This is a genomic window from Naasia sp. SYSU D00948 (assembly GCF_017916515.1).
Classification (GTDB): Bacteria; Actinomycetota; Actinomycetes; order Actinomycetales; family Microbacteriaceae; genus Naasia.
The window spans coordinates 1708639-1728803 of record NZ_JAFMTA010000001.1 but is presented as its reverse complement, the minus strand read 5'-3'; the positions used below and the strand labels follow the sequence as shown (position 1 = coordinate 1728803).

The 20165-nt window shown below is 72.6% G+C and carries 20 protein-coding genes; 9 read left to right on the top strand and 11 right to left on the bottom strand.

The features are described 5' to 3' along the window. Window positions 1-46 precede the first annotated feature (46 nt). Entirely contained in the window at window positions 47-1537 is a 1491-nt protein-coding gene (locus J3P30_RS08215; protein ID WP_210480564.1) for a hypothetical protein, read from the bottom strand. Between the two features lie 5 nt (window positions 1538-1542). Then, window positions 1543-2322: a glycosyltransferase gene (locus J3P30_RS08210; protein WP_210480563.1), complete on the bottom strand. Its 780-nt coding sequence runs from the start codon at window positions 2320-2322 to the stop codon at window positions 1543-1545. An 82-nt stretch (window positions 2323-2404) separates the two neighbouring features. On the opposite strand from J3P30_RS08210, the gene J3P30_RS08205 reads away from it, so the two are divergent. The 5 genes from J3P30_RS08205 to J3P30_RS08185 all read left to right on the top strand — a co-directional run bounded on the left by J3P30_RS08205 (window position 2405) and on the right by J3P30_RS08185 (window position 7690). Further along, entirely contained in the window at window positions 2405-2881 is a 477-nt protein-coding gene (locus J3P30_RS08205; protein WP_210480562.1) for a GtrA family protein, read from the top strand. Beyond that, the gene (locus J3P30_RS08200; protein ID WP_210480561.1) at window positions 2874-4853 is read left to right on the top strand and encodes a DUF6541 family protein; all 1980 of its coding nucleotides are present in this window, start codon (window positions 2874-2876) and stop codon (window positions 4851-4853) included. Before J3P30_RS08205 ends, J3P30_RS08200 begins: the two co-directional genes overlap by 8 nt. A 72-nt stretch (window positions 4854-4925) precedes the next feature. Continuing rightward, complete coding sequence (locus tag J3P30_RS08195) at window positions 4926-5798, top strand: ABC transporter permease (protein ID WP_210480560.1); 873 nt, start codon at window positions 4926-4928, stop codon at window positions 5796-5798. Further along, window positions 5782-6534 (top strand): ABC transporter ATP-binding protein, encoded by a 753-nt coding sequence (locus J3P30_RS08190; RefSeq protein WP_210480559.1) that lies wholly within the window; start codon window positions 5782-5784, stop codon window positions 6532-6534. Before J3P30_RS08195 ends, J3P30_RS08190 begins: the two co-directional genes overlap by 17 nt. A gap of 31 nt (window positions 6535-6565) precedes the next feature. Further along, window positions 6566-7690: a glycosyltransferase family 1 protein gene (locus J3P30_RS08185; RefSeq protein ID WP_210480558.1), complete on the top strand. Its 1125-nt coding sequence runs from the start codon at window positions 6566-6568 to the stop codon at window positions 7688-7690. A 4-nt stretch (window positions 7691-7694) separates the two neighbouring features. Here J3P30_RS08185 and J3P30_RS08180 read toward each other — a convergent pair whose 3' ends face one another. The 4 genes from J3P30_RS08180 to J3P30_RS08165 form a co-directional block, all read right to left on the bottom strand. Next, window positions 7695-8345: a GDSL-type esterase/lipase family protein gene (locus J3P30_RS08180; RefSeq protein ID WP_210480557.1), complete on the bottom strand. Its 651-nt coding sequence runs from the start codon at window positions 8343-8345 to the stop codon at window positions 7695-7697. A 73-nt stretch (window positions 8346-8418) separates the two neighbouring features. Beyond that, window positions 8419-9834 (bottom strand): LCP family protein, encoded by a 1416-nt coding sequence (locus J3P30_RS08175; RefSeq protein WP_307807442.1) that lies wholly within the window; start codon window positions 9832-9834, stop codon window positions 8419-8421. Next, the gene (gene purE / locus J3P30_RS08170) at window positions 9831-10388 is read right to left on the bottom strand and encodes a 5-(carboxyamino)imidazole ribonucleotide mutase (RefSeq protein WP_210480556.1); all 558 of its coding nucleotides are present in this window, start codon (window positions 10386-10388) and stop codon (window positions 9831-9833) included. Before purE ends, J3P30_RS08175 begins: the two co-directional genes overlap by 4 nt. Window positions 10389-10454: 66 nt before the next feature. Continuing rightward, the gene (locus J3P30_RS08165) at window positions 10455-11567 is read right to left on the bottom strand and encodes a 5-(carboxyamino)imidazole ribonucleotide synthase (protein WP_210480555.1); all 1113 of its coding nucleotides are present in this window, start codon (window positions 11565-11567) and stop codon (window positions 10455-10457) included. A 60-nt stretch (window positions 11568-11627) separates the two neighbouring features. On the opposite strand from J3P30_RS08165, the gene J3P30_RS08160 reads away from it, so the two are divergent. Next, complete coding sequence (locus J3P30_RS08160; protein ID WP_210480554.1) at window positions 11628-12206, top strand: GtrA family protein; 579 nt, start codon at window positions 11628-11630, stop codon at window positions 12204-12206. 51 nt (window positions 12207-12257) lie between these two features. On the opposite strand, the gene J3P30_RS08155 is transcribed toward J3P30_RS08160, so the two are convergent. After that, window positions 12258-12866 (bottom strand): PH domain-containing protein, encoded by a 609-nt coding sequence (locus J3P30_RS08155; protein ID WP_210480553.1) that lies wholly within the window; start codon window positions 12864-12866, stop codon window positions 12258-12260. Between the two features lie 7 nt (window positions 12867-12873). Beyond that, window positions 12874-13647, bottom strand: a complete 774-nt coding sequence (locus tag J3P30_RS08150; RefSeq protein WP_210480552.1) for a biotin--[acetyl-CoA-carboxylase] ligase — start codon at window positions 13645-13647, stop codon at window positions 12874-12876. 85 nt (window positions 13648-13732) lie between these two features. Here J3P30_RS08150 and J3P30_RS08145 point away from each other — a divergent pair, with 85 nt between their 5' ends. The 3 genes from J3P30_RS08145 (at window position 13733) to J3P30_RS15155 (ending at window position 16449) form a co-directional block, all read left to right on the top strand. Further along, complete coding sequence (locus tag J3P30_RS08145) at window positions 13733-14503, top strand: polyprenol monophosphomannose synthase (protein WP_210480551.1); 771 nt, start codon at window positions 13733-13735, stop codon at window positions 14501-14503. A gap of 102 nt (window positions 14504-14605) precedes the next feature. Then, window positions 14606-16222: an acyl-CoA carboxylase subunit beta gene (locus J3P30_RS08140; RefSeq protein ID WP_210481927.1), complete on the top strand. Its 1617-nt coding sequence runs from the start codon at window positions 14606-14608 to the stop codon at window positions 16220-16222. Next, window positions 16219-16449: an acyl-CoA carboxylase subunit epsilon gene (locus J3P30_RS15155; RefSeq protein WP_210480550.1), complete on the top strand. Its 231-nt coding sequence runs from the start codon at window positions 16219-16221 to the stop codon at window positions 16447-16449. The genes J3P30_RS08140 and J3P30_RS15155 overlap by 4 nt, the downstream gene beginning before the upstream one ends. A gap of 531 nt (window positions 16450-16980) precedes the next feature. Here J3P30_RS15155 and J3P30_RS08130 read toward each other — a convergent pair. The 3 genes from J3P30_RS08130 to J3P30_RS08120 are packed head-to-tail and all read right to left on the bottom strand — an operon-like array spanning window position 16981 to window position 19989. Continuing rightward, window positions 16981-18027: a hypothetical protein gene (locus J3P30_RS08130; protein ID WP_210480549.1), complete on the bottom strand. Its 1047-nt coding sequence runs from the start codon at window positions 18025-18027 to the stop codon at window positions 16981-16983. After that, window positions 18024-19286 (bottom strand): sensor histidine kinase, encoded by a 1263-nt coding sequence (locus J3P30_RS08125; protein WP_210480548.1) that lies wholly within the window; start codon window positions 19284-19286, stop codon window positions 18024-18026. Before J3P30_RS08125 ends, J3P30_RS08130 begins: the two co-directional genes overlap by 4 nt. Continuing rightward, window positions 19276-19989: a response regulator transcription factor gene (locus J3P30_RS08120; protein WP_210480547.1), complete on the bottom strand. Its 714-nt coding sequence runs from the start codon at window positions 19987-19989 to the stop codon at window positions 19276-19278. Before J3P30_RS08120 ends, J3P30_RS08125 begins: the two co-directional genes overlap by 11 nt. Window positions 19990-20165 lie beyond the last annotated feature (176 nt).

The window sequence follows — 20165 nt, the reverse complement described above, 5'->3', positions numbered from 1 at the left end:
CCTGCGGGCTCGGGCCCCTAAAGATCCCGGACGGGGACCCCCAAACCTAGGGTCGCCGCTGCCCGGGCTCGCACAGCATGTAGCCGGCGACGGCCTCCCGGTCGGCGCCGCAGAGCGCCTCGACGCGGCGCTCCTGCAGCGCCATCCCGCGGGGTGTGCGGTCGAGCATCTCGATGACCCACGCGCTCTCGACGGGCTCGTCGGGATGCGCGATCTCCTTGCCGGACAGCACGACGATGCTGATCGCCGGTCCCCATCGGGCGAGCAGGGCGTCCCCGGGGAAGTCCTCCGCCGCGGCGGCGGCCCTCCGCTGGTCGGGCAGCGTCTCGACGCCCTGCTGGTACGCGGCGATCCCGTGGAGCACGGCGGCGAGCACCGCGGCGAGGGTGAGCAGCGCCGGCACCCCGGTCGCGATGACCCGCGGAACCCCGGAGCCGGTGCGCGCTCGAGCGGCGCGGAGCACGAACGCGAGCACGAGCGGCACCGTCGCGAGGAGGCCCGGTGCGGGGTGGCGCAGCCACAGCGGGTCCTTCGTCGACAGCACCCACCACGCGCACCAGGTGAGGAGGACGCCCGCGACGGCGGCGGCGAGCGGGACGAGCTCCGCGCGCAGGCGGTGCCCTCGCAGCACGCGCAGCAGAGTCGAGACGGCGAGGGCGGCTCCGGCGGCGAGCAGGACCAGGACCAGGGGCCAGGGCACATGCCATCCCGTGATGAGGGCCACGACCTTCTCCCCCGGGGAGACGGAGAAGCCCTCCTGACCGCCCGTCAGCAGGAAGCGGAGCCACTGCCGGGTGGAGACGACGTAGGCGCCCGGCCCGAGGGCGAGGAGCTTCGCGAGCTCGTAGACGACCGTGGGGACCGCGGCCGCCAGCGCGAAGACGAGGACCCGCCGGAGGCGCGCGGTGCTCGCGGCCCCGGCGCCCGCGGCGAGCGCCACAGCGACAACCAGCGCGGGCCCCGAGAGCACCGACAGCGTCTTGGCCTGCAGCGCGAGCCCGAACAGCAGGCCCGACCACGCCGGCCGCCGCAGCGTCAGCATCGCGGCGACCAGGAGGAACGCGCTCGGCACCTCGCCCAGCACGTCGGTGGGACCCTGCAGGGGCGAGAAGGAGTCGGTCGCGTCGAGCATCAGCGGACCGGAGGCGGCGAGGAGCCCGCCCCACGGTCCCGCGATGCGCCTGCCGGCCAGGAAGAGGGCGCCCACGAGCGCGGCGTAGAAGACGAGCATGACCGCCCGCGCGCCGATCACCGGGTCGACGCCGGTCGCGAGGACGCCCGCGATGGGCAGCAGCACCACCGGTCCCGTGGAGATCCGGACGTCGAAGGGGTCGGCGTCGAGCGTCGTCAGGAACCCGGCGCTGCTGTACCCCTCGCCCGCGATCAGGTGCAGCGGCACGGTGAGGTTGTAGGCCTCGTCCTCCCAGAAGCGCGTCAGGGTGAAGCCCGGCACGGCCACGACGACGTGCGCGATCGCGAGCAGCGCCGCCGCTGCGAGGAAGGGAGCCCGGCCGGCCCCGGCCGGTCGCCGCACCATGCCGATCAGTCTTCGGGAAGGGGCACCGGACGGGGAGCGGCACGCCGGACGCGGAAGTGCCAGACCTCGACGGCCGCGCGCCCGATGAACACCAGCAGCCGCCGGGGCGGCAGCTTCGGGGCGACCGCGCCTCCGCCCCACATCGAGCCCTCGGCGGACCGCCCCCTCCTCGCCACGTGACGCACGCGGACCTTGCCCACCCCGAGCCGCCACGTGCGCTCGAGGATCGAGAAGTGGACGTGCGGGACGAGCGCCATCGCGTCGGTGGCGGCGAGCAGTCGGCCGAGCACGGGGCGGCGATAGGCCCGCAGCGGCGTGTTGACGTCCGGGATGCGCCCGCCGGCGAGAGCGGAGGCCCCCAGCATGACGACGAGGGTCGCCGCCTTGCGATACCAGGGGTCGCGGCGATGCCGGCGCACTCCGCGCGCGGCGGGCTCGAAGGCGAGCTGCGCGACGACCGCGGCGACGTCCTCGCCCAGGAACTGCCCGTCGCCGTCGACGTGCACGATCCACTCCGCGCCCGTGCTGTAGCCGGCGGCGTAGGCGCGCAGGGCGGACGGCCCGTGGCCGAGGTTCTCGTCGTTGCGGATCGCGGCGACGGTGACGCCTGCCGGCAGGTCGAGCTCGCGCACGGCGTCCGCCGTGCCGTCGGCCGAGGCGTCGTCCACGACGACGACCGAGACGCGATCGGCGACGCGGCGGACCGCCCGGACCACCTCCGGAACGAACTCGCGGAGCGCGTCCGCCTCGTTGAAGGCGGGCATCACGACGGCGACGTGGGTCACGTCGTCCCCCTCCTCCGCCGTCCCCGCGGTCGCCCGTAGTAGCGTAGTCGAGGCCGGATTGGGGGCAGAGCGGATGCGGGACATGCTCCGATCGGGAGGACGCTTCCTCATCGTCGGGGCGACGAGCACCGTTCTCGAGCTCGCCACCTTCAACCTCTTCCTCCTCGTCTTCGGATGGGACGCCGTCTCGGCGAAGGTCGTCTCGTCGCTGATCGCGCTCGTGAACGCGTACCTCGGCAACCGCGAATGGGCGTTCCGGCACCGCCAGGGCCGGGGCCGGATGCTCGAGCTCATGCTGTTCCTCGCCGTCAACGCGCTCTGCACGGCGATCGGCGCCGGCATCGTCGCGGCGGGAGCCGTCACGCTCGAATCGTTCGGCTACCTGTCGGCCCTCCTGCTGAACCTCGTGAACATCGTGAGCATCGGCGTCGTCGTGCTGGTGCGGTTCGCGCTGTACCACTTCGTGGTGTTCCGCGCACCCGCGGTGACGGCGGCGTCGGAGACCGTCGGCGCGGCGGCAGCCGGCAGCAGAGCCGGGGAGCGGTCGACCGTTGCCTGACTGGCTCGGGGCCGCGCCGGCGGTCCTGGCCGCCGCGCTGTGGATCCTCGTACCCGGCGGCCTGCTCGCCTGGGCGCTCGGACTGCGGGGACTGCGGCTCCTCGCCCTGTCCGGAGCGCTCTCCGTCGCCCTGATCGGCACCTCCGCCGTCCTCGCCTCGCTCCTGTCGGTTCCGTTCGGCTGGTGTGCGCCCGCCGCGCTCACGGTCCCCGCCGCCGTCCTCGCGCTGCTGGTGCGCCGCCGCCGGTCCCGGCCCCCGCAGCCGGCGGCGGGGACGACCGCGATCGTCGCCGCCTGCGTCGTCGCCGCGACCGTCCTGACCGGCTGGATCGCGTTCCAGGCCGTGCCCTCCCCCGGCCTCGTCAGTCAGTCCTACGACGGCGTCTTCCACCTGAACGCCGTCGCCTGGATCCAGGCGACCGGTGACGCCTCCTCGTTCACGCTGTACCGGATGACCCATCCGGGCACGGGACTCGAGTTCTACCCCGCGGCCTGGCACGCGGCCGTCTCGCTCGTCGCCGACCTGCCCGGCGTCTCGATCCCCGTCGCCACGAACGCCGTCTGGATCGTCACGGCCGGCGCGGTCTTCGCCGCCGGGTCCGCCTTCCTCGCAGCGGTCCTCGCTCCGGCTTCCGCGGACCGGCGGATCGTGGCCGCCGTGGCGGCCCTGGCCGCGTCGGCGTCGGCGGGCTTCCCGTACCTGCTGCTCGAGTGGGGCGTCCTCTATCCCACCGGCCTCGCCATGGCGCTGATGCCGGCCGGGCTCGCCCTGCTCGTCGAGACGATGCGCGGCGACCTGGGCAGGCGTGCCGGCGCGCTGCTCGTCGGGCTGTGGCTGGTCGCGGAGGCGTTCGCGCACCCGCGGGCCCTGTTCAGCTTCGCCGTGTTCGCGGTGCCGGCCGTCGCCGCGTTCGGGCTCGCCCGGCTGCGCCCCCGGCTGAGGGACCCGGGCACGCGGCGACGGACCCTTCTCTGGCTGGCCGCCGGTGTGCTCGCGGTGCTCCTCGCGGGAGCAGCCGCCGCCTACCTCGTGCTCGAGCACTACGCCGTGTCGGACCGGCCGATCTCCGACCGGCTGAACGGCGGGCCCGCGATCGCACGGCAGAGCCTCGGGGAGTCGTTCCTCCAGGTGCTGCTGCTGACCCCGCCCGCGGGACCGGGTGAGAGCGCCCTCCCGGTCCCCTGGGCGCTCGTGGTCGCGACGATCGCCGGCCTCATCGCGTGCCTCCTGCACCCCGGCACCCGCTGGGTGCCGGTCGCGTTCCTCCTCGCCGGGATCCTCTACACGCTCTCGGCGGGCTCCAACAGCGATCTCGCGAAGCTCGCGACGGGCGTCTGGTACAAGGACAAGTTCCGGCTGTACGCGACGCTCGCCATGGTCGTCCCCGCCCTGGCGGCGCTCGGGGTGCACGCGCTGGCGCGCGCGGTCGCGGAGCGGCTCCGCCCCCGCCTCCGGCCGCTGCTGGCCGCGGCGCTCGCGGCGGTCGTCCTCCTCACGTCGTGGCCCGGCGCGTCCCTGCGCACCATCGCCGGCGAGATCGGCGATCAGTTCCGGATCGCGGAGGACAAGGACGGCCGGCTCCTCGACACCGGAACGGCGGCGCTCCTCGAGCAGCTGCCGGAGCTCACCCCCGCCGACGCCGTCATCGTCGGCAACCCGTGGAACGGCTCGGCGCTGACCTGGGCGATCGGGGACCGGGAGCCGCTCTTCCCGCACCTGACGGGCGACTGGGATCCGGACCGGCTCCTCGTCGCCTCCGGACTCGACCTCGTCTCCGCCGACGCCCGCGTCTGCGAGGCCCTCGACCGCCTGGGAGCCACTCACGTCCTCGTCTCCCCCGGCCTGCTGTGGAACGGCGATCCGCAGGCGGAGCTGTTCGCGGGCATCGACCGCACGGATCCCGCCGCCCTCGGCCCGGAGGTGGCCCGCTCCGGCGACGCGACCCTGCACCGCATCACCGCCTGCGGCTGAGACCGAGGCCGCCGTCTACAATCGAACCGGCCATCCGCCGTTCGACTCGACTCCGACTGGGGAACCTCGCTCTTGACCAACACGGTGGCCCCCGCCGACACTCGCGACTTCGTCCGACCCGGCCGTGGGGCCGGACTCATCGATGTCGTGCGCCGGCGCTACCTCCTCGCGCTCCTCGTCCGGAAGGAGGTCCGGGTCCGCTACCGCGGATCCGCCCTCGGCTGGCTCTGGTCCTATGTGAAGCCGGTGACCCAGTTCCTGGTCTTCTTCCTGGCCCTCGGTGTGTTCCTCCGCCTGAACTCGACGATCGAGAACTACCCGATCTACCTGTTCTCCGGCCTGATCACGATCAACCTCTTCAGCGAGGCGTTCTCCAACGGCACGAGGTCGCTCGTCGACAACGCCGCCCTCATCAAGAAGATCTACCTGCCGCGGGAGATGTTCCCGGTCGCGTCCACCTTCGTCGCGTTCGTCAACTTCCTCCCGCAGGCCGTCGTGCTCCTCTTCGTCTGCCTGCTCGTCGGGTGGCGCCCGTCGGTTCCGGACGTGCTCGGCATCCTGCTCGGGATGGCGATCATCCTCGCCTTCGCCATCGGCCTCAGCATGCTCTTCGGCTCGGTCAACGTGTCCTTCCGGGACGCGCAGAACTTCGTCGAGCTCATCATCCTCGTCGCCACGTGGATCTCGCCGGTCCTCTACCAGTGGACGATGGTCCGGGACATCGTGCCGGAGTGGGTGATGGTGCTCTACCAGCTCAATCCGCTGACCGCGGCCGTGGAGCTCTTCCACGCGGGCTTCTGGGCTCCCACCACGAACAACGCATTCGACGCTCCGCCGAACCTCACCGAGTACAGCCTGGCCGCCTTCGGCATCGCCGCCGTGACGCTCCTTCTCGGCCAGTTCGTCTTCCGCAGACTGGAGAGCCGCTTTGCCCAGGACCTCTGAGACCGTGCAGGGCATCGACGGCGCGGCGATCATCGTCTCGGGCGTCGGGAAGCGCTTCCTGCTGCGGCACACCCACTCCCTCAAGGAGACGTTCATCGCCGCGATCCGGCGCAAGAAGATCGCGAGCACGTTCGAGGCGCTCGACGGCGTCGACTTCGTCATCAACGCGGGCGAATCGGTCGCCCTCCTCGGGTTCAACGGGTCCGGCAAGTCCACCCTTCTGAAGCTCATCTCGGGCGTGTACCAGCCCGACCGCGGCGAGATCCTCACGCGGGGCCGCGTCGCGGGCCTCATCGAGGTGGGGGCCGGATTCCACCCGGACCTCTCCGGCCGCGAGAACATCTACCTCAACGCCGCGATCCTCGGCATGAGCCAGAAGGAGATCGACGACCGCTTCGACGAGATCGTCGCCTTCAGCGAGATCGAGAAGTTCATCGACACCGAGGTGAAGCACTACTCGTCCGGGATGTTCCTCCGGCTCGCGTTCTCGGTCGCGATCCACACCGAGGTGGACATCCTGCTCGTCGACGAGATCCTCTCCGTCGGCGACGAGCCGTTCCAGCACAAGTGCCTCGCGAAGATCCGCGAGCTGCACGAGCGCGGGAAGACCCTGGTGGTCGTGAGCCACGACCTCGACATGGTGTCGAGCATCTGCGACCGGGGCATCCTGATCCGGGACGGCCGACTCGAGTTCGACGGGCCGAGCAAGGACGCCGTCGCACACATGCGCGGCTGATGAGCGTCTCCTTCCCGGAGTCCCGCCCGACATGGTGACCCTCCGCGTGATCGTCGACAGCGTGCTCGAGGGCTCGCCGCGCGGTGTGGCGCGCTACACCGAGGAGATCACGCGCGCGCTCATCGCGACGGCTCCGCAGGACTGCGACGTCGAGGGGATCGTCGCCGCCTCCACCGACGCCGAGTACGGCGAGCTGCGGCGGCGCCTCCCGGGGCTGGCCGGGCTCCACAAGAGCGCCCTCGCCCGGCGCGAGCTCTACGCCGCCTGGCAGCACGGACTGACCACGGTCCCGCTGCGCGGCATGATCCACTCCCCGACCCTGCTCGCGCCCCTGCGGGCCCACGACCGCGAGGCCCGCCCGGGTGACCAGGTGGTGGTCACGATCCACGACGCGACGCCGTGGACCTCGCCCGACTCCGCCGACCGGTCGTCGTGGCAGCGAGCGATGGCGAAGCGGGCCGCCAAGCATGCGGACGCGATCGTCGTGCCCACCCACGCGGTCGCTGAGGAGCTGGAGCCGCACCTCGATCTCGGCCACCGCGTCCGCGTCATCGGCGGTGCGCCGTCGCTGCGCCTGCCGGCGAACCGCGAGGCGGTCGCCCGGCGGCTCGGCCTGCCGTCGGCGTACCTGCTCGCCATGGCGGGACTGCAGCCGCACAAGGCGCTCGACGCCCTGCTCGCCGCGCTCGCCCTGCCCGGCGTCCCCGACATCCCGCTCGTGCTCGCCGGTGTCCCCACCGGACCGCGGCCCCTCGGGGCCGTCCTCGCCGAGGCCGGCGTCCCCGACGGGCGCGTGCTGAGCCTCGGCCTGCTCACCGACGAGGAGCTCGCGGTCGCCATGGCGGGCGCGGTCGCCTTCGTCCAGCCGAGCGTCGCCGAGGGCTTCGGGCTCAGCGTGCTCGAGGCGTTCTCCCTCGGCACCCCGGTCCTCCACTCCGACGTCCCGGCCCTCCTCGAGGTCACGGACGGAGCCGGCGTGGCCGTGTCGCGGGAGCCGCGCGCGTCCTATCCCGAGCGCCTGGCGGACGCCATCAGCGCGACGGTCGTCGACCCCGTGCTCCTCGAACGACTGCGCGTCCGCGGCCGCGACCGCGCGAAGGCGTTCCACTGGCGGGACTCCGCCGAGAAGGTCTGGCAGCTGCACGCCGACCTCTGACGGCTCATGCCCCGTCCTCCGGCCACACGGCCGACTCGATCGCCTCGCCGATCAGCCGCGACGCCCGCGCCGAGGGATGCACCCCGTCGTCGCTCATCCCCTCGCGGAACTCCCCGCCGGACTCGATCCGGCCCATCGGGTCGACCCACTCCCAGCCCTCGTCGCGCGCGAGCCGCTCGAGCTGGGCGTTGAAGTCGTCGCTCGCGCCCGGCGTCCAGTCGATCGGCGGGATCGCGGACAGCACGACCCGGGGAGCGCCGACGGTCTCGGCGATCGCCTCCAGGTTCGCGGCCGTCTCGGCGAACGGGACGCCGAGCGCCATGTCGTTCGTGCCCGCGAGGACGATGAGGACGTCCGCGTCGAGGGGCTGCACGGCGGCCGCCATCTGCTCGGTCGTCGCGCCCCACACGGCGTAGCCGCCCGCGAACACGCGCCCCTCGTCGAGGACCTCGCTCGCCCACGACTCGGGGTCGATCCGGCCGGCCGAGAAGTCCGGGCTCTGCACGTCGGTGATCGAGTCGCCGACGATCGCGACCCGCACCTCGCCGGCGGTCGAGCGGCCGGGGACCGCCGAGGTCGGGCCCGGCGGCGCCGGGGAGTCGCAGCCCGTCAGCGTGAGGACGGCCGCGAGGGCGAGCAGGACCGCCGTGCGCACGCGCCGAGGCTACCGCGGCCGCCTGCGCGGACGCCCCGCCCCTGTGAACCGGAAGCCGTGCTGAGGCGGGCCGTCACTCGGCGGGCGCCGGAGCGACCGCCTCCTGCACCCTGGCGTGGATGAACTCGTAATCGGGGTCGGCCGGGTCGATGAGGTCCGGGACGAACTCGATGTCGGTGATCGGCTGCCCCTTGGCCTTGAGGGCGAGGTCGACGAAGTGGCCGAGCGTGCCCTGCGGGATGTCGGTCTTCACGACCTCCGCCCCGGCCTTGGCGACGTCCTGGAACCGCAGCAGCACGTTGGTCGGGTCCATCTGCTGCAGCATCGCCTGCTGCACCTCGCGCTGTCGCGCCATCCGGTCGTAGTCGCTCGTGCCGTGGCGCGAGCGGGCGTACCAGAGGGCGTGGTTGCCGTCCATGTGCTGCACGCCGGGCTCCAGATAGGCCGGGTTGCCGTTCTCGTCGACCCCGCTGCCGATCGGGAGCCGCTCCTTGACGTCGATCGTGATGCCGCCGAGCGCGTCGATGAGGTCGCTGAAGCCCTGCATGTCGATGAGCACGTAGTACTGGATCTGGATGCCGAGGGCCCCCTCGACCGCGTCCCGCATCGCCTCGATGCCGGGATCGCTGCCCTCTGACACCGCGTCCGGGTAGAGGTCCGGGTTCTTGAGCGTCACCTCGGTGTAGATCGAGTTGAGCTGGCAGACGTCGACGTTGCAGGTGTTGCGGTGGCCGTAGCCGTCCGGGTACAGCGCCTGCATCGGCGACCCCTCGGAGAAGGGGATGTCCGTCAGGTCGCGCGGCAGGCCGAACATCGCGACGCTGCCGGTCGCGTCGTCGACGCTCACGACCGAGACGCTGTCGGGCCGCATGCCCTCCCGATCCGGCCCGGCGTCGCCGCCGAGGAGCAGCACGTTGTAGCGGCCGTCGATGGGCGGCTCCGGCGGGCCGGCGAAGAAGACGTCGGAGATCGTCTCGCGCGTCACGCCCGCGAGCACCGCGCCGTAGCCTCCCGCTCCCGCGAGAGCGGCGAGGGTGAGGACCGAGAACGCGGCGAGGAGCGGGCGGGCGGCGCTGCGCACCCTCACGAGCCGGACGAGCCGCAGGGTGTCGAGGGTCAGCACCACCCAGAGCACAACGTAGCCGACGAGGAGCGCCTGCAGCACCCACAGCGCGAACGGGTTGGTGGCGACCGAGAGCACGAGTCCCCGCGCGGCGAAGAACAGCACGACGGCGAGCGCGACGAGGGCCCAGAGGACGAGGGTGGCGGCAAGGCCGAACCGCCCGAGCCGGCGGCTGCCCGCGAGCACCTGCGCGGATCCCGGGATCAGCAGGTTGAGGACGACGAGGAACCAGGCGCGCCGGGTCATGACGGGCTCGGTCGGCGGGTTCGGCGTGCGCAGCGTGCTTCCCGCGCCGAGCGCCGTCGCGCCCGCCGTCCGGCCGGGCAGCGCCGCCTGGTACGGGAGCGGCTGGGAGACCCTGGTCACGGCGTGTCGGGGCTCGTCAGGCTCGCCCGCAGGGCCGCGTCCTTCTGCTCTACGATCGCGGCGAGGTTCTGCATGTGCGCCTCGAGGCGCGCGGTGAGGGCCTCGTCGGCCGTCGCGAGGATCTTCGCGGCGAGCAGGCCCGCGTTGGTCGCTCCGCCGATGGAGACGGTCGCGACGGGGACGCCGGCGGGCATCTGCACGATCGACAGCAGGGAGTCCAGCCCGTCGAGCTTCGCGAGCGGGACCGGGACGCCGATGACGGGCAGGGTCGTGACGCTCGCAAGCATCCCGGGCAGGTGCGCCGCGCCGCCGGCGCCCGCGATGAGGACCCGCAGGCCGCGCGAGGACGCGGCCCGCCCGTAGTCGAGCATGCGTCCCGGGGTCCGGTGCGCACTCAGCACGGACACCTCGTGCGGGATGGCGAACTCCGCCAGCACCCCGGCGGCGGCGCTCATGACGGGCCAGTCGGAGTCGGAGCCCATCACGACGCCGACGAGGGGGCCTCCGATGGACGGCGTCGCGGGGCTGTCCCCCGCCGGGATCTCGTCGGACATGGTGGCAATGGTAAGCGCGGCTGCCCGAGGTTCCCGGCGTCCCCGCCGCGTGCCCCTCTTCCCGGTCTACTCGAAGAACGCCGCTGCCGCGCGGGCGCGGTACGCGACGTCGTCGAGCTCGTCTCCCGTCACGGTCACATGCCCGACCTTCCGGCCGGGACGCGGGTCCTTGCCGTAGTTGTGGATCTTCGCGACCGGCTCCGCGGCGAGAGCTCGCGCGTAGCGGTCCGCGAGGCTGCCCTCGGCCGGTCCGCCGAGGATGTTGACCATCACGCTCCACGGCTGATCCAGGCCGGTGGCGCCGAGCGGCAGGTCGAGGACCGCCCGCAGGTGCTGCTCGAACTGGCTCGTCGTGGAGCCGTCGATCGTCCAGTGCCCGGAGTTGTGGGGCCGCATCGCGAGCTCGTTGACGAGCACGCGGTCGTCGACCGTCTCGAAGAGCTCGACGGCGAGGACCCCGGTGACATCGAGGCCCTCGGCGACCTGGAGGGCGATGTCCCCTGCCACGTCGGCGACGAGTCCCGCGGAGCGCGGAGCGGGCGCGACGACCTCGGCGCAGACCCCCTTCCGCTGCACGGTCTCGACCACGGGCCAGACGGCGGTCTCCCCCGAGGGCCGTCGGGCCACGAGCTGCGCCAGCTCGCGCTGGAAGGGCACGACCTCCTCGACGAGCAGGTCGTTGCCGTCCAGCCAGTCGCGCACGTCGGCGACGCTCGTGACGACGCGCACGCCCTTGCCGTCGTAGCCTCCCCGAGGCGTCTTCACGATGATGCGGCCGTCGTGGTCGGCCAGGAAGTGCTCGATCTCCTCGGCGGTGCGGACCGACTGCCAGTCGGGCAGGGGCAGGCCGAGCTCGCTCAGGCGCTCGCGCATCAGGATCTTGTCCTGGGCGTACAGCAGCGCGTGCGGGCCGGGACGCACCGCGACGCCGTGCGCCACGAGCTTCCGCAGCACGGACTGCGGGACGTGCTCGTGGTCGAACGTGACGACGTCGACGGTCTCGGCGAACGCGAGGACCGTGTCGGCGTCGCGGTAGTCGCCCACGGTCGTCGCGGCAAGGCGCGCGGAGGAGCCCTCCGCCTCCGCGAGGACGCAGAGCTCGATCCCCAGCTCGATGGCGGGAGGGATCATCATCCTGGCGAGCTGACCGCCACCGATGACGCCAACCCTCAGCTTCATGCTCACCCCACTGCCCTAGACTGCACCCCGCCCATCTTGTCTCACGAACCGGACCGCTGCATGGCTGAACCCTCTCCCGCTCGCACCGGGGCCCCCTCCCGAGGACGAGCAGGAGCGCTGGCCCGTCAGCTCCTCGCGTTCGCGCTCGTGGGCGGGGTCGGGTTCGTCCTGGACCTCGCCGTGTTCAACGTGCTGCGCCTCACGCTGCTCTCGCCGGAGAGCATGCACGAGGGCCCGATGGTCGCGAAGGTCATCTCGACGGGCGTCGCGATCGCGGCGAACTGGATCGGCAACCGCTACTGGACGTTCGGGCCGCACCGGCGCACGGACAGCGCGGTCGAGGCCCTCGAGTTCCTCGGCGTGAGCCTGCTCGGCATGGGCGTCGGGCTCGCCTGCCTCTGGGTGTCCCACTACGTGCTCGGCTTCACCTCGCTGCTCGCCGACAACATCTCCTCGAACGTCATCGGCCTCCTGCTCGGCTCGATCGTCCGCTTCGGGCTGTACCGGCATTGGGTGTACCACCCGGAGCGGGCCGCGGCGAGCGCCGAGACCGCCCGGCGGAGGGAGTCCGTCTCGAGCCGGCGCCTCGCGCGTCGTCCCGAGGTGCGGCAGGCCCCCGAGGTCGCGTCGGTCGACTGACTGGCAGCGGGAGCCGCGCCCGGAGGTCGCCTGTCTGGGGGCCCGGCGGGCCTAGGGGTCGAAGGGGCGGCGGGTTGCGGCGATGGCCTGCTGACGAGGGGTCCCCGGCGCCCGGGTGCTGAGCTCCATGAGGTCGGCGAGGGCCGCCTGCACGAGCGCGGCATCCGGCACGTCCTTCAGCACGACGGGCCGATCGGTGCCGGTGTCGACGAAGACATCGCCGCTGCCGGCCATGGCCTGGAGCGGTCCGCGCCGCATGGTGACGTCGAAGTCGCGGGAGAGCACGAGCTCCTGCCGTCGCCGGACGACGACCCCGGACTGCACGATCAGCCGGCGGGTCGTGATCGTGTAGACCCGGGTCAGCCAGACCAGGAACGGCACGACCGCGAGCAGCAGCACGGCCGCCACGAGCACGAACGGCAGCGCCTGGTTCTGCCACGGCTCGGGCAGGCGCCCGGCCAGGAATCCCCCGGCCGCGCTGGCCGCGACGAGGACGAGGGCGGGCAGGACGAGCCGCCGGGCGGAGGAGTGCATCCGGGCCACCGGGTGCTCCTCGGTGGAGCCGCGCTTCGGCGCCGGGATCGGCTCGACGGGCGCGGACGACCGGCCGCGCCTGGAGTGCCGGGACGCGGCGTCGGTCACGCCGGCACCGCTCGCCATGCCCTCATTAATACCTCAGGTGGGTGACGTCCCCCGCGGCGACGTGCAGGGCGTTTCCGGCATCCGCTCCGTCCGGGAGCACCTCGAGCCGCCCGGTCCCGTCGATGCCGGTGGCGGCGCCGTGCACGACCTCCCCCGACGGCAGCTCGACCCGCACGGCACGGCCGATGGTGTCGCACGCGGACACCACGTCGTCCCGCAGCCCCGCCGCGATCGCGTCCCCGCCCGCGGCGGCGAGGCGGTCCACGAGGCTCCCGAGCTCGCCGAGCACGCCCGCGAGGAGGGCGTCAGGATCGGGGTCGAGGCCCTCGAGCGCGAGCGAGGTCGCGGTGGGCACGGGGAGCTCGCCCTCGTCGAGGGTCAGGTTGACCCCGACGCCGACGACGACACCGGAGCCGTCCGGCAGGAGCTCGGCGAGGATGCCGCACGCCTTCCGCTCGCCGATCAGCACGTCGTTCGGCCACTTGAGCCGGGCGGCGCCGCCCAGCGCGGCGAGCGTGCGGGCGACCGCCAGCCCGGTGAGCAGGGGCAGCCACCCGAGCGTCCCGAGGGGCAGTCCCGGGCGGAGGAGGACCGAGACGGCGAGGGAGCGGCCCGCGGGCGCCGTCCAGGTCCGTCCGAGCCGGCCGCGGCCGCGCGTCTGGGTGTCGGTGGCGACCACGGACAGGTGCGGCCAGGGATCCGGTCCCGTGGCGCGGGCGATCAGCTCGTCGTTGGTCGAGCCGGTGCTCGGCAGCACCTCGAGACGGGCGGCGAGGGCGGCGGATCGGGGCAGCTCCATGACTCGACGGTAGCGGCGCGACGCGGCGCCCGGCGCGGCCCGCTCGATGAAACGTCACATGCGGGGGCGCGCCTAGGATCGACGCGTGCCCCGATCGGCGAACCCTCCCACCCGGGGTCGTGCCCTCGTCGTCATCCCGACGTACAACGAGATCGAGAGTCTCGAGGGGGTCGTCCGGGAGGTCCTCGCGCTCGATGCGGACCTCGACCTCCTCGTCGTGGACGACGCGAGTCCCGACGGCACGGGCCGGCTGGCCGACCGCCTCGCCGCCGCGGAGCCGCGCGTCGCGGTCCTGCACCGCCAGGGCAAGGAGGGTCTCGGGCGCGCCTACCTGTCGGGCTTCGCGCAGGCGATCGGTCTCGGGTACCCCGCCGTCGTGGAGATGGACGCGGACGGATCGCACCCCACCTCGGCCCTGCCGGGGATGGTCGCGGCCCTCGAGGCCGATCCCGCACTGGGTGCGGTGATCGGCTCCCGGTACGTGCCGGGTGGGAGCGTGGCCGACTGGTCCGGATTCCGCCGGCTGCTCAGCAGGGCGGGCAACGCCTACGCGCGTCGGATGCTCGCGATCCCCGTCCGCGACTCCACCGCCGGATTCCGCGCGTACCGCGCGTCCGCCCTGGCGGCGATGCACCTCGAGGACGTGAACTCCCGCGGCTACTGCTTCCAGATCGACATGACCATCCGGATGCTGGATGCCGGATACGGCATCCGGGAGGTGCCGATCGAGTTCCGCGAGCGCCGTGCGGGGGCGTCGAAGATGAGCCGCGCGATCGTCGCCGAGGCCATGGCCCGGGTCACCGTGTGGGGTATGCGGCGCCGGATGGCGCGCGCCCTCCGCCGCCCCGCGCTCTGACGCCCCGGCTTTGTGCGAATCCTCAACGAGGGTGCCTTCCGGGGGGCCGGTAGGGTGAACCGCGTGACGGAGACCAACCTGGCAAGGCTCAGCGACGAGCAGGTGAAGGCCCTCGGCGAGGCGGCGGAGGGACCTGTCGCTCCCGACCTGTCGACCACCGCGGGCAAGCTGCACGATCTCCGTCAGCGCTACCACGAGGCCGTCACCGCGAGCGGCGAGGCGGCGATCCAGAAGCAGCACGCGAAGGGCAAGAAGACGGCCCGGGAGCGCATCGAGCAGCTCCTCGACCACGGCTCCTTCGTCGAGCTCGACGAGTTCGTCCGACACCGCACGCACGCCTTCGGCATGGAGAAGAAGCGGCCCTACGGCGACGCCGTCGTCACGGGGCTCGGCACCATCCACGGCCGCCAGGTCGCCGTCTACTCGCAGGACTTCACGATCTTCGGCGGCTCGCTCGGCGAGGTCGCCGGCGAGAAGATCATCAAGGTCATGGAGCACGCCCTGAAGACGGGCGTGCCGATCATCGGCATCCTCGACTCCGGCGGCGCCCGCATCCAGGAGGGTGTCGTCGCGCTGGGCAAGTACGGCGAGATCTTCCGCCGCAACACCGCCGCCTCCGGAGTGATCCCGCAGATCTCGATCGTGATGGGGCCCGCGGCGGGCGGCGCGGTGTACTCCCCCGCCCTCACCGATTTCGTGATCATGGTCGACAAGACGAGCCAGATGTTCGTCACGGGCCCCGACGTCATCAAGACGGTCACCGGCGAGGACGTCGGCATGGAGGAGCTGGGCGGCGCGCTCACCCACAACACCCGCTCCGGGGTGGCCCACTACCTCGCCTCCGACGAGGACGACGCGCTCGACTACGCGCGCACCCTGCTCGCCTACCTGCCGGACAACAACCTGGCGGACCCGCCGGTCTACGAGGCGGAGGCGCCGCTCGAGATCACCGACGCGGACCGCCATCTGAACACGATCATCCCGGACAGCCCGAATCAGCCCTACGACGTGCACACGGTGATCGAGCACATCGTGGACGACGGCGAGTTCCTGGAGACGCAGCCGCTGTACGCGCCGAACATCGTCGTCGGCTTCGGCCGCATCGAGGGCCGCTCGGTCGGGATCATCGCGAACCAGCCGAGCGCCATGGCGGGCACGCTGAACATCGACGCGGGCGAGAAGGCCGCGCGCTTCGTTCGGTTCTGCGACGCGTTCTCGATCCCGATCCTCACGCTCGTGGACGTGCCCGGCTACCTGCCCGGCACGGACCAGGAGTGGACCGGCGTCATCCGGCGCGGCGCGAAGCTCCTCTACGCGTACGCCGAGGCCACCGTGCCGCTCGTCACCGTCATCACCCGCAAGGCATACGGCGGCGCCTACATCGTCATGGGGTCGAAGCAGCTCGGCGCGGACCTCAACTACGCCTGGCCCACCGCGGAGATCGCCGTCATGGGCGGCCAGGGCGCCGTGAACATCCTGTACCGGGGCGAAATCCGCCGCGCCGAGGAGGCGGGCGAGGACGTCGCGGCCGTCCGCACGCGCCTCGCCAACGAGTACACGTACAACGTCGCGAGCCCGTTCCTCGCCGCCGAGCGCGGCGAGCTGGACGGCGTCATCGAGCCGGCCGCGACCCGCATCGTCGTCGTGAAGGCGCTCCGTGCCCTGCGCACCAAGCGCGCGAGCCTGCCGCCCAAGAAGCACGGCAACATCCCGCTGTGACCCCGGATCCCGCACCCCAGGACGGCGACGCGGAGGCCGCGGACCTCGGCGTGCGCATCGTCCGCGGCTCGCCCACTCCGGAGGAGCTCGCGGCCGTGCTCGCGGTCCTGCACGCGCTCCCGGCGCCTCCGGCGCACCGCCCCGCTCCCCCGTCGGCCACTCCGTCGGACTGGCAGCGGAGCCAGCGGGCTCTCCGCACGGCGCCGCTGCGCCATCCCTGGCGCTGACCCTCGCCCTCCTGTCGCGCACTCGCGCTCGACCGGCATTCCCGGTGCGGCATCCCCCTCAACAGGCATTTCCGCGACGCACAGGCTCCGCGGCGGCGTGTCCTGCTGTTGACCGCATTCCTGCCTGTTGAGCGCCAGAGTGCGGCCCGGTGACCACCGGCGAGCCGGGTGCACGACGGGGTTCAGGAGACGGCATCGGGGGAACCGGCGGAACGAGAAGAGGGCCGGTCCTTCCGGACCGGCCCTTCCCCAAGACCCGAGTCAGGGTGACAACCCGAATATCACCCTGACTCGCCCCCAGATCACTCGCCCGCTTACCCTTAGTCGGCGAGTGCCCGGTGGTGCTCACGAAGAGGAGCACCTGACAACATCTATATTGCCGGGTCCTCATAAGTCGTCAAAGTCGGCATTTGGGGGGACACCGAGGTCCTCTTTGCGCCGCCAGCCCCCGTGAAACGTGAGGATTTGTAACCATACTGGGGGGTCTACCGGGGTACAGTCCCTCGAACGGGGGACGAAACCGGCAGGCGGTCAGCCGCGACCGGCCGGGGATGCCTCGAGGGCTCCTTCGCGCGGGATCTCCGCCCACAGGTCGACCTCGTCGTCGTGGTCGTGGGACAGAGCGCTGGCGCTGCCGTCGTCCACCGTCGTGAGCCCCACGACGGTGACCGCGGTGCTCGATCCCGCCGGCACCGCGCGGATGATGAGCCGGTCGGTCCGAACCCCGCGCAGCACCTCGGCCAGACGGTTGAGCACGCGGTCGAGCTCCGCGTCGCCGAGGTCGTCGAGGCCGCCCTCATCGAGGAGCTGGACGCTGGTGCCGTTGCGCCGAGCGATCATGATCTGCTCGCGGACCGCGTCGTTGAGGAGCCGGCGGCCCCGGATCTCGTCTCGCAGGGCGCCCTCGAGCGCGAAGCACTCGCGGCGCTCCTCCTCGGTCAGATCGCCGCCGGACAGCGCGATCCGCTGCAGCATCGGCAGCGAGACGCGACTCATCCGGCCCAGTCGGATCTGCCGCTCGCTGAGGTGGGCCTCCTGCGCGGCCCGCCAGTCGGCCGCCTCCTGCTCGGCGAGGGCGAACTGCCGGGCGTCCCGCGTCGCCTTCGCGAGGGCGTTGGCGATCATGTGCGACATCGCCACCCAGACGATGTCGCCGATGACCCCGGTGCGGGCGAGGGCGTCCGGCCCCGCCCACACCAGCGTCTGCAGCGTCAGCACCGCGATCCCGGCCCAGGCGAAGACGAACCGGCGGCGGACGGCGGTGATCGTCATCAGCGTGCCGATCGCCGCCACGTGCCAGGTCCCGTAGCTGTTCTCGACCTCGGGGTCCAGCTGGCTGGTGACGAGGAAGCACATCGCGGCCGTCACGCCGACGTTGAACGACGCCAGCCAGTAGGGCATCGACACGGGACTGGTGGGCCACAGGCTGATCGTGGTGGCCGCGGCGTACAGGACCATCGCCGCGATGACGGGGCCCACGCTCGCGGACTCGCCGAGGTCGTACACGGCGAGGACGAGGTGGTAGGCCGAGAACAGCGCGCCGAGCGCGAGGACGAGACCGCGGGGCAGCGAGATCATGCCGTCCACTCCCCCGGGCCGGCCGCGTCCGCGCCCTCGGGCGCCGTCCACTCGAGGTCGACCGTGGTCCCGTGGCCAGGGCGGGAGGTGACGGTCGCGGTGCCGCCCACGTCCTCCATCCGCCGGATGATCGAGGTCCGCACACCCAGTCGCTCCACCGGGATGGACTGCGGGTCGAACCCGTGCCCGGTGTCGTGGACGCGCACGCAGACGCCGCCCGGCACCGCCGTCACCTTGAGCGAGCGGACGACGTGCGAGCCGCCGCCCGCGTGGTTGACACTGTTCACCATCGCCTGAGTCGCCGCGGCGACGATCGCCTCGGCCACCGGCTCCGGAACGGAGCCCTCGCCGAGGCCGCGCATGTGGACGTCGAAGGCGGCCGGGAGCTCGGCGACCTCGAGCCGGAGGCGCCCGGCGAGGACGGTGAGCGGGATGTCGGCCGGCCCGGTCGGGAAGCTCGTCTCGGCCTCGCTCAGGTGCCGCATCGCGTTGCGCGCCATGCGAGCCGTGAGGGCCTGCGACTCGGCGGTCCGGGCACGGGCCGCGCTCAGCAGCGTCGTGAGCACGCTGTCATGGACGAGCGCGTCGACTCGCACCCGCTCGGACTCCGTGGCGTTGTGGCGGACCGCCTCGCTGTAGCTCGCGAGCGCATCCCCCTGAGCCTTGTCGACGCTCGCGGCCGCCTGGCGGAGGGCGACGGCGATCACGAGCACGACGGAGCCGAGGAAGAAGCAGTACAGCCCGTCGAGCACCGCCTTGTCGATGCTCACGCCGCCGCCGCTCGGCAGGGTGCGGACCCAGGTGATGACTCCCGGCACGGCGACCGTATAGGCGGCCGCGACCCACCAGGCGCGGCGGGCGGCGATGGCGACGAAGCCGGTCGCCACGTTGCAGAGGTAGTAGATCCAGGGAGCGTCGTCGCCCGGCAGCGGCCCCGCGACGATCGGCTGCCAGAACAGCAGGGCGAGGAGGTAGACGACCGCGAAGAGCGCGAACGTCCGCGCGGTCCATTGGCGGAAGAAGGCCGCGAGCCCGGCGAGAGCGAGGCATCCGAAGAGCACGACGACCGTCGCGAGTCCCGCGGCGGAGTTCATCGCGCCGATCTGGCTGAGCAGCGCCGGCACGGTCTGCAGCGCGACGAGCACGCCGAAGATGCTCGCCACGCGAGTGAGCGCCACCTCCAGCTGCCCGGAGGTGATCGGGTTCGCGGGGGCGCGGACCTCGGGGGGAGCAGCGGTGCCGGAAGGGCTACCGCTCATCGCCGGAGTCCGGATCCAGTCCCGGCAGGATCCCGTCCTCCACCGCGCGCCGCAGCAGGTCCACCTTGGTCGGCGCCGGGCGGCCCACCTCCACGTACTTCACGCGGATGCGGTCCAGATACTCGCGGGCCGTCGAGGCGGCGATCCCGAGCTGCGCCGCGACCATCTTGAGCGGCAGACCGGAGGCGTAGAGGTGCAGCACGTCGCGCTCTCGACGGCCCAGCTGCGCCTTCGCGAAGTCGGCGTCCGCGTCGATCGCGCTCGCCCACTCGAGGTTGTTCAGAACCTCGCCGCGCGCGACGGTGCTGATCGCGGCCATCACGGTCTGCGTCGCCGCCGACTTGGGGATGACGCCCGCCGCACCGGCGGCCAGCGCCTCCCGGACGCTCGCGACGCGGTCCGCGATGCTGTGGACCAGGACGCCGGCGCCCGTCGCCTGGATCTTCTTCACGTTCTCGGTGACGGTCGAGCCGTCGCCGAGCGAGAGGTCGAGCACGACGACGTCGCACTCCCGGCCGCGCAGCGCCGCGACCAGGTCGTCGACGTTCGCCGCCTCCTCGATGAATTCGTAGCCGGCGTCGATGCAGGCGGCGCGTAGCCCCAGCCGCACCGACTCGTGGTCATCCACTGCCGCGACGCGGACGTGCTGAACGCGATCCTCGACCGGAGCGCTCACGTCCGAGTCGACGCCGAGTCGTTCCATCGTGCGCACCACCGCCACCCTTTCCCCCGGAGCGCTGTTCGCCCCGCGCAAACATCGTAGAGTGCGGACCCCCATCCTGTACCCCATCCGCACGTCCCCAGTTCGCGGCGCGTGGATCTCCCGCGCGCTGATGCGGAACTGGAGCCCGGATCGGCCCCCGAGCAGATCCGGTGTAC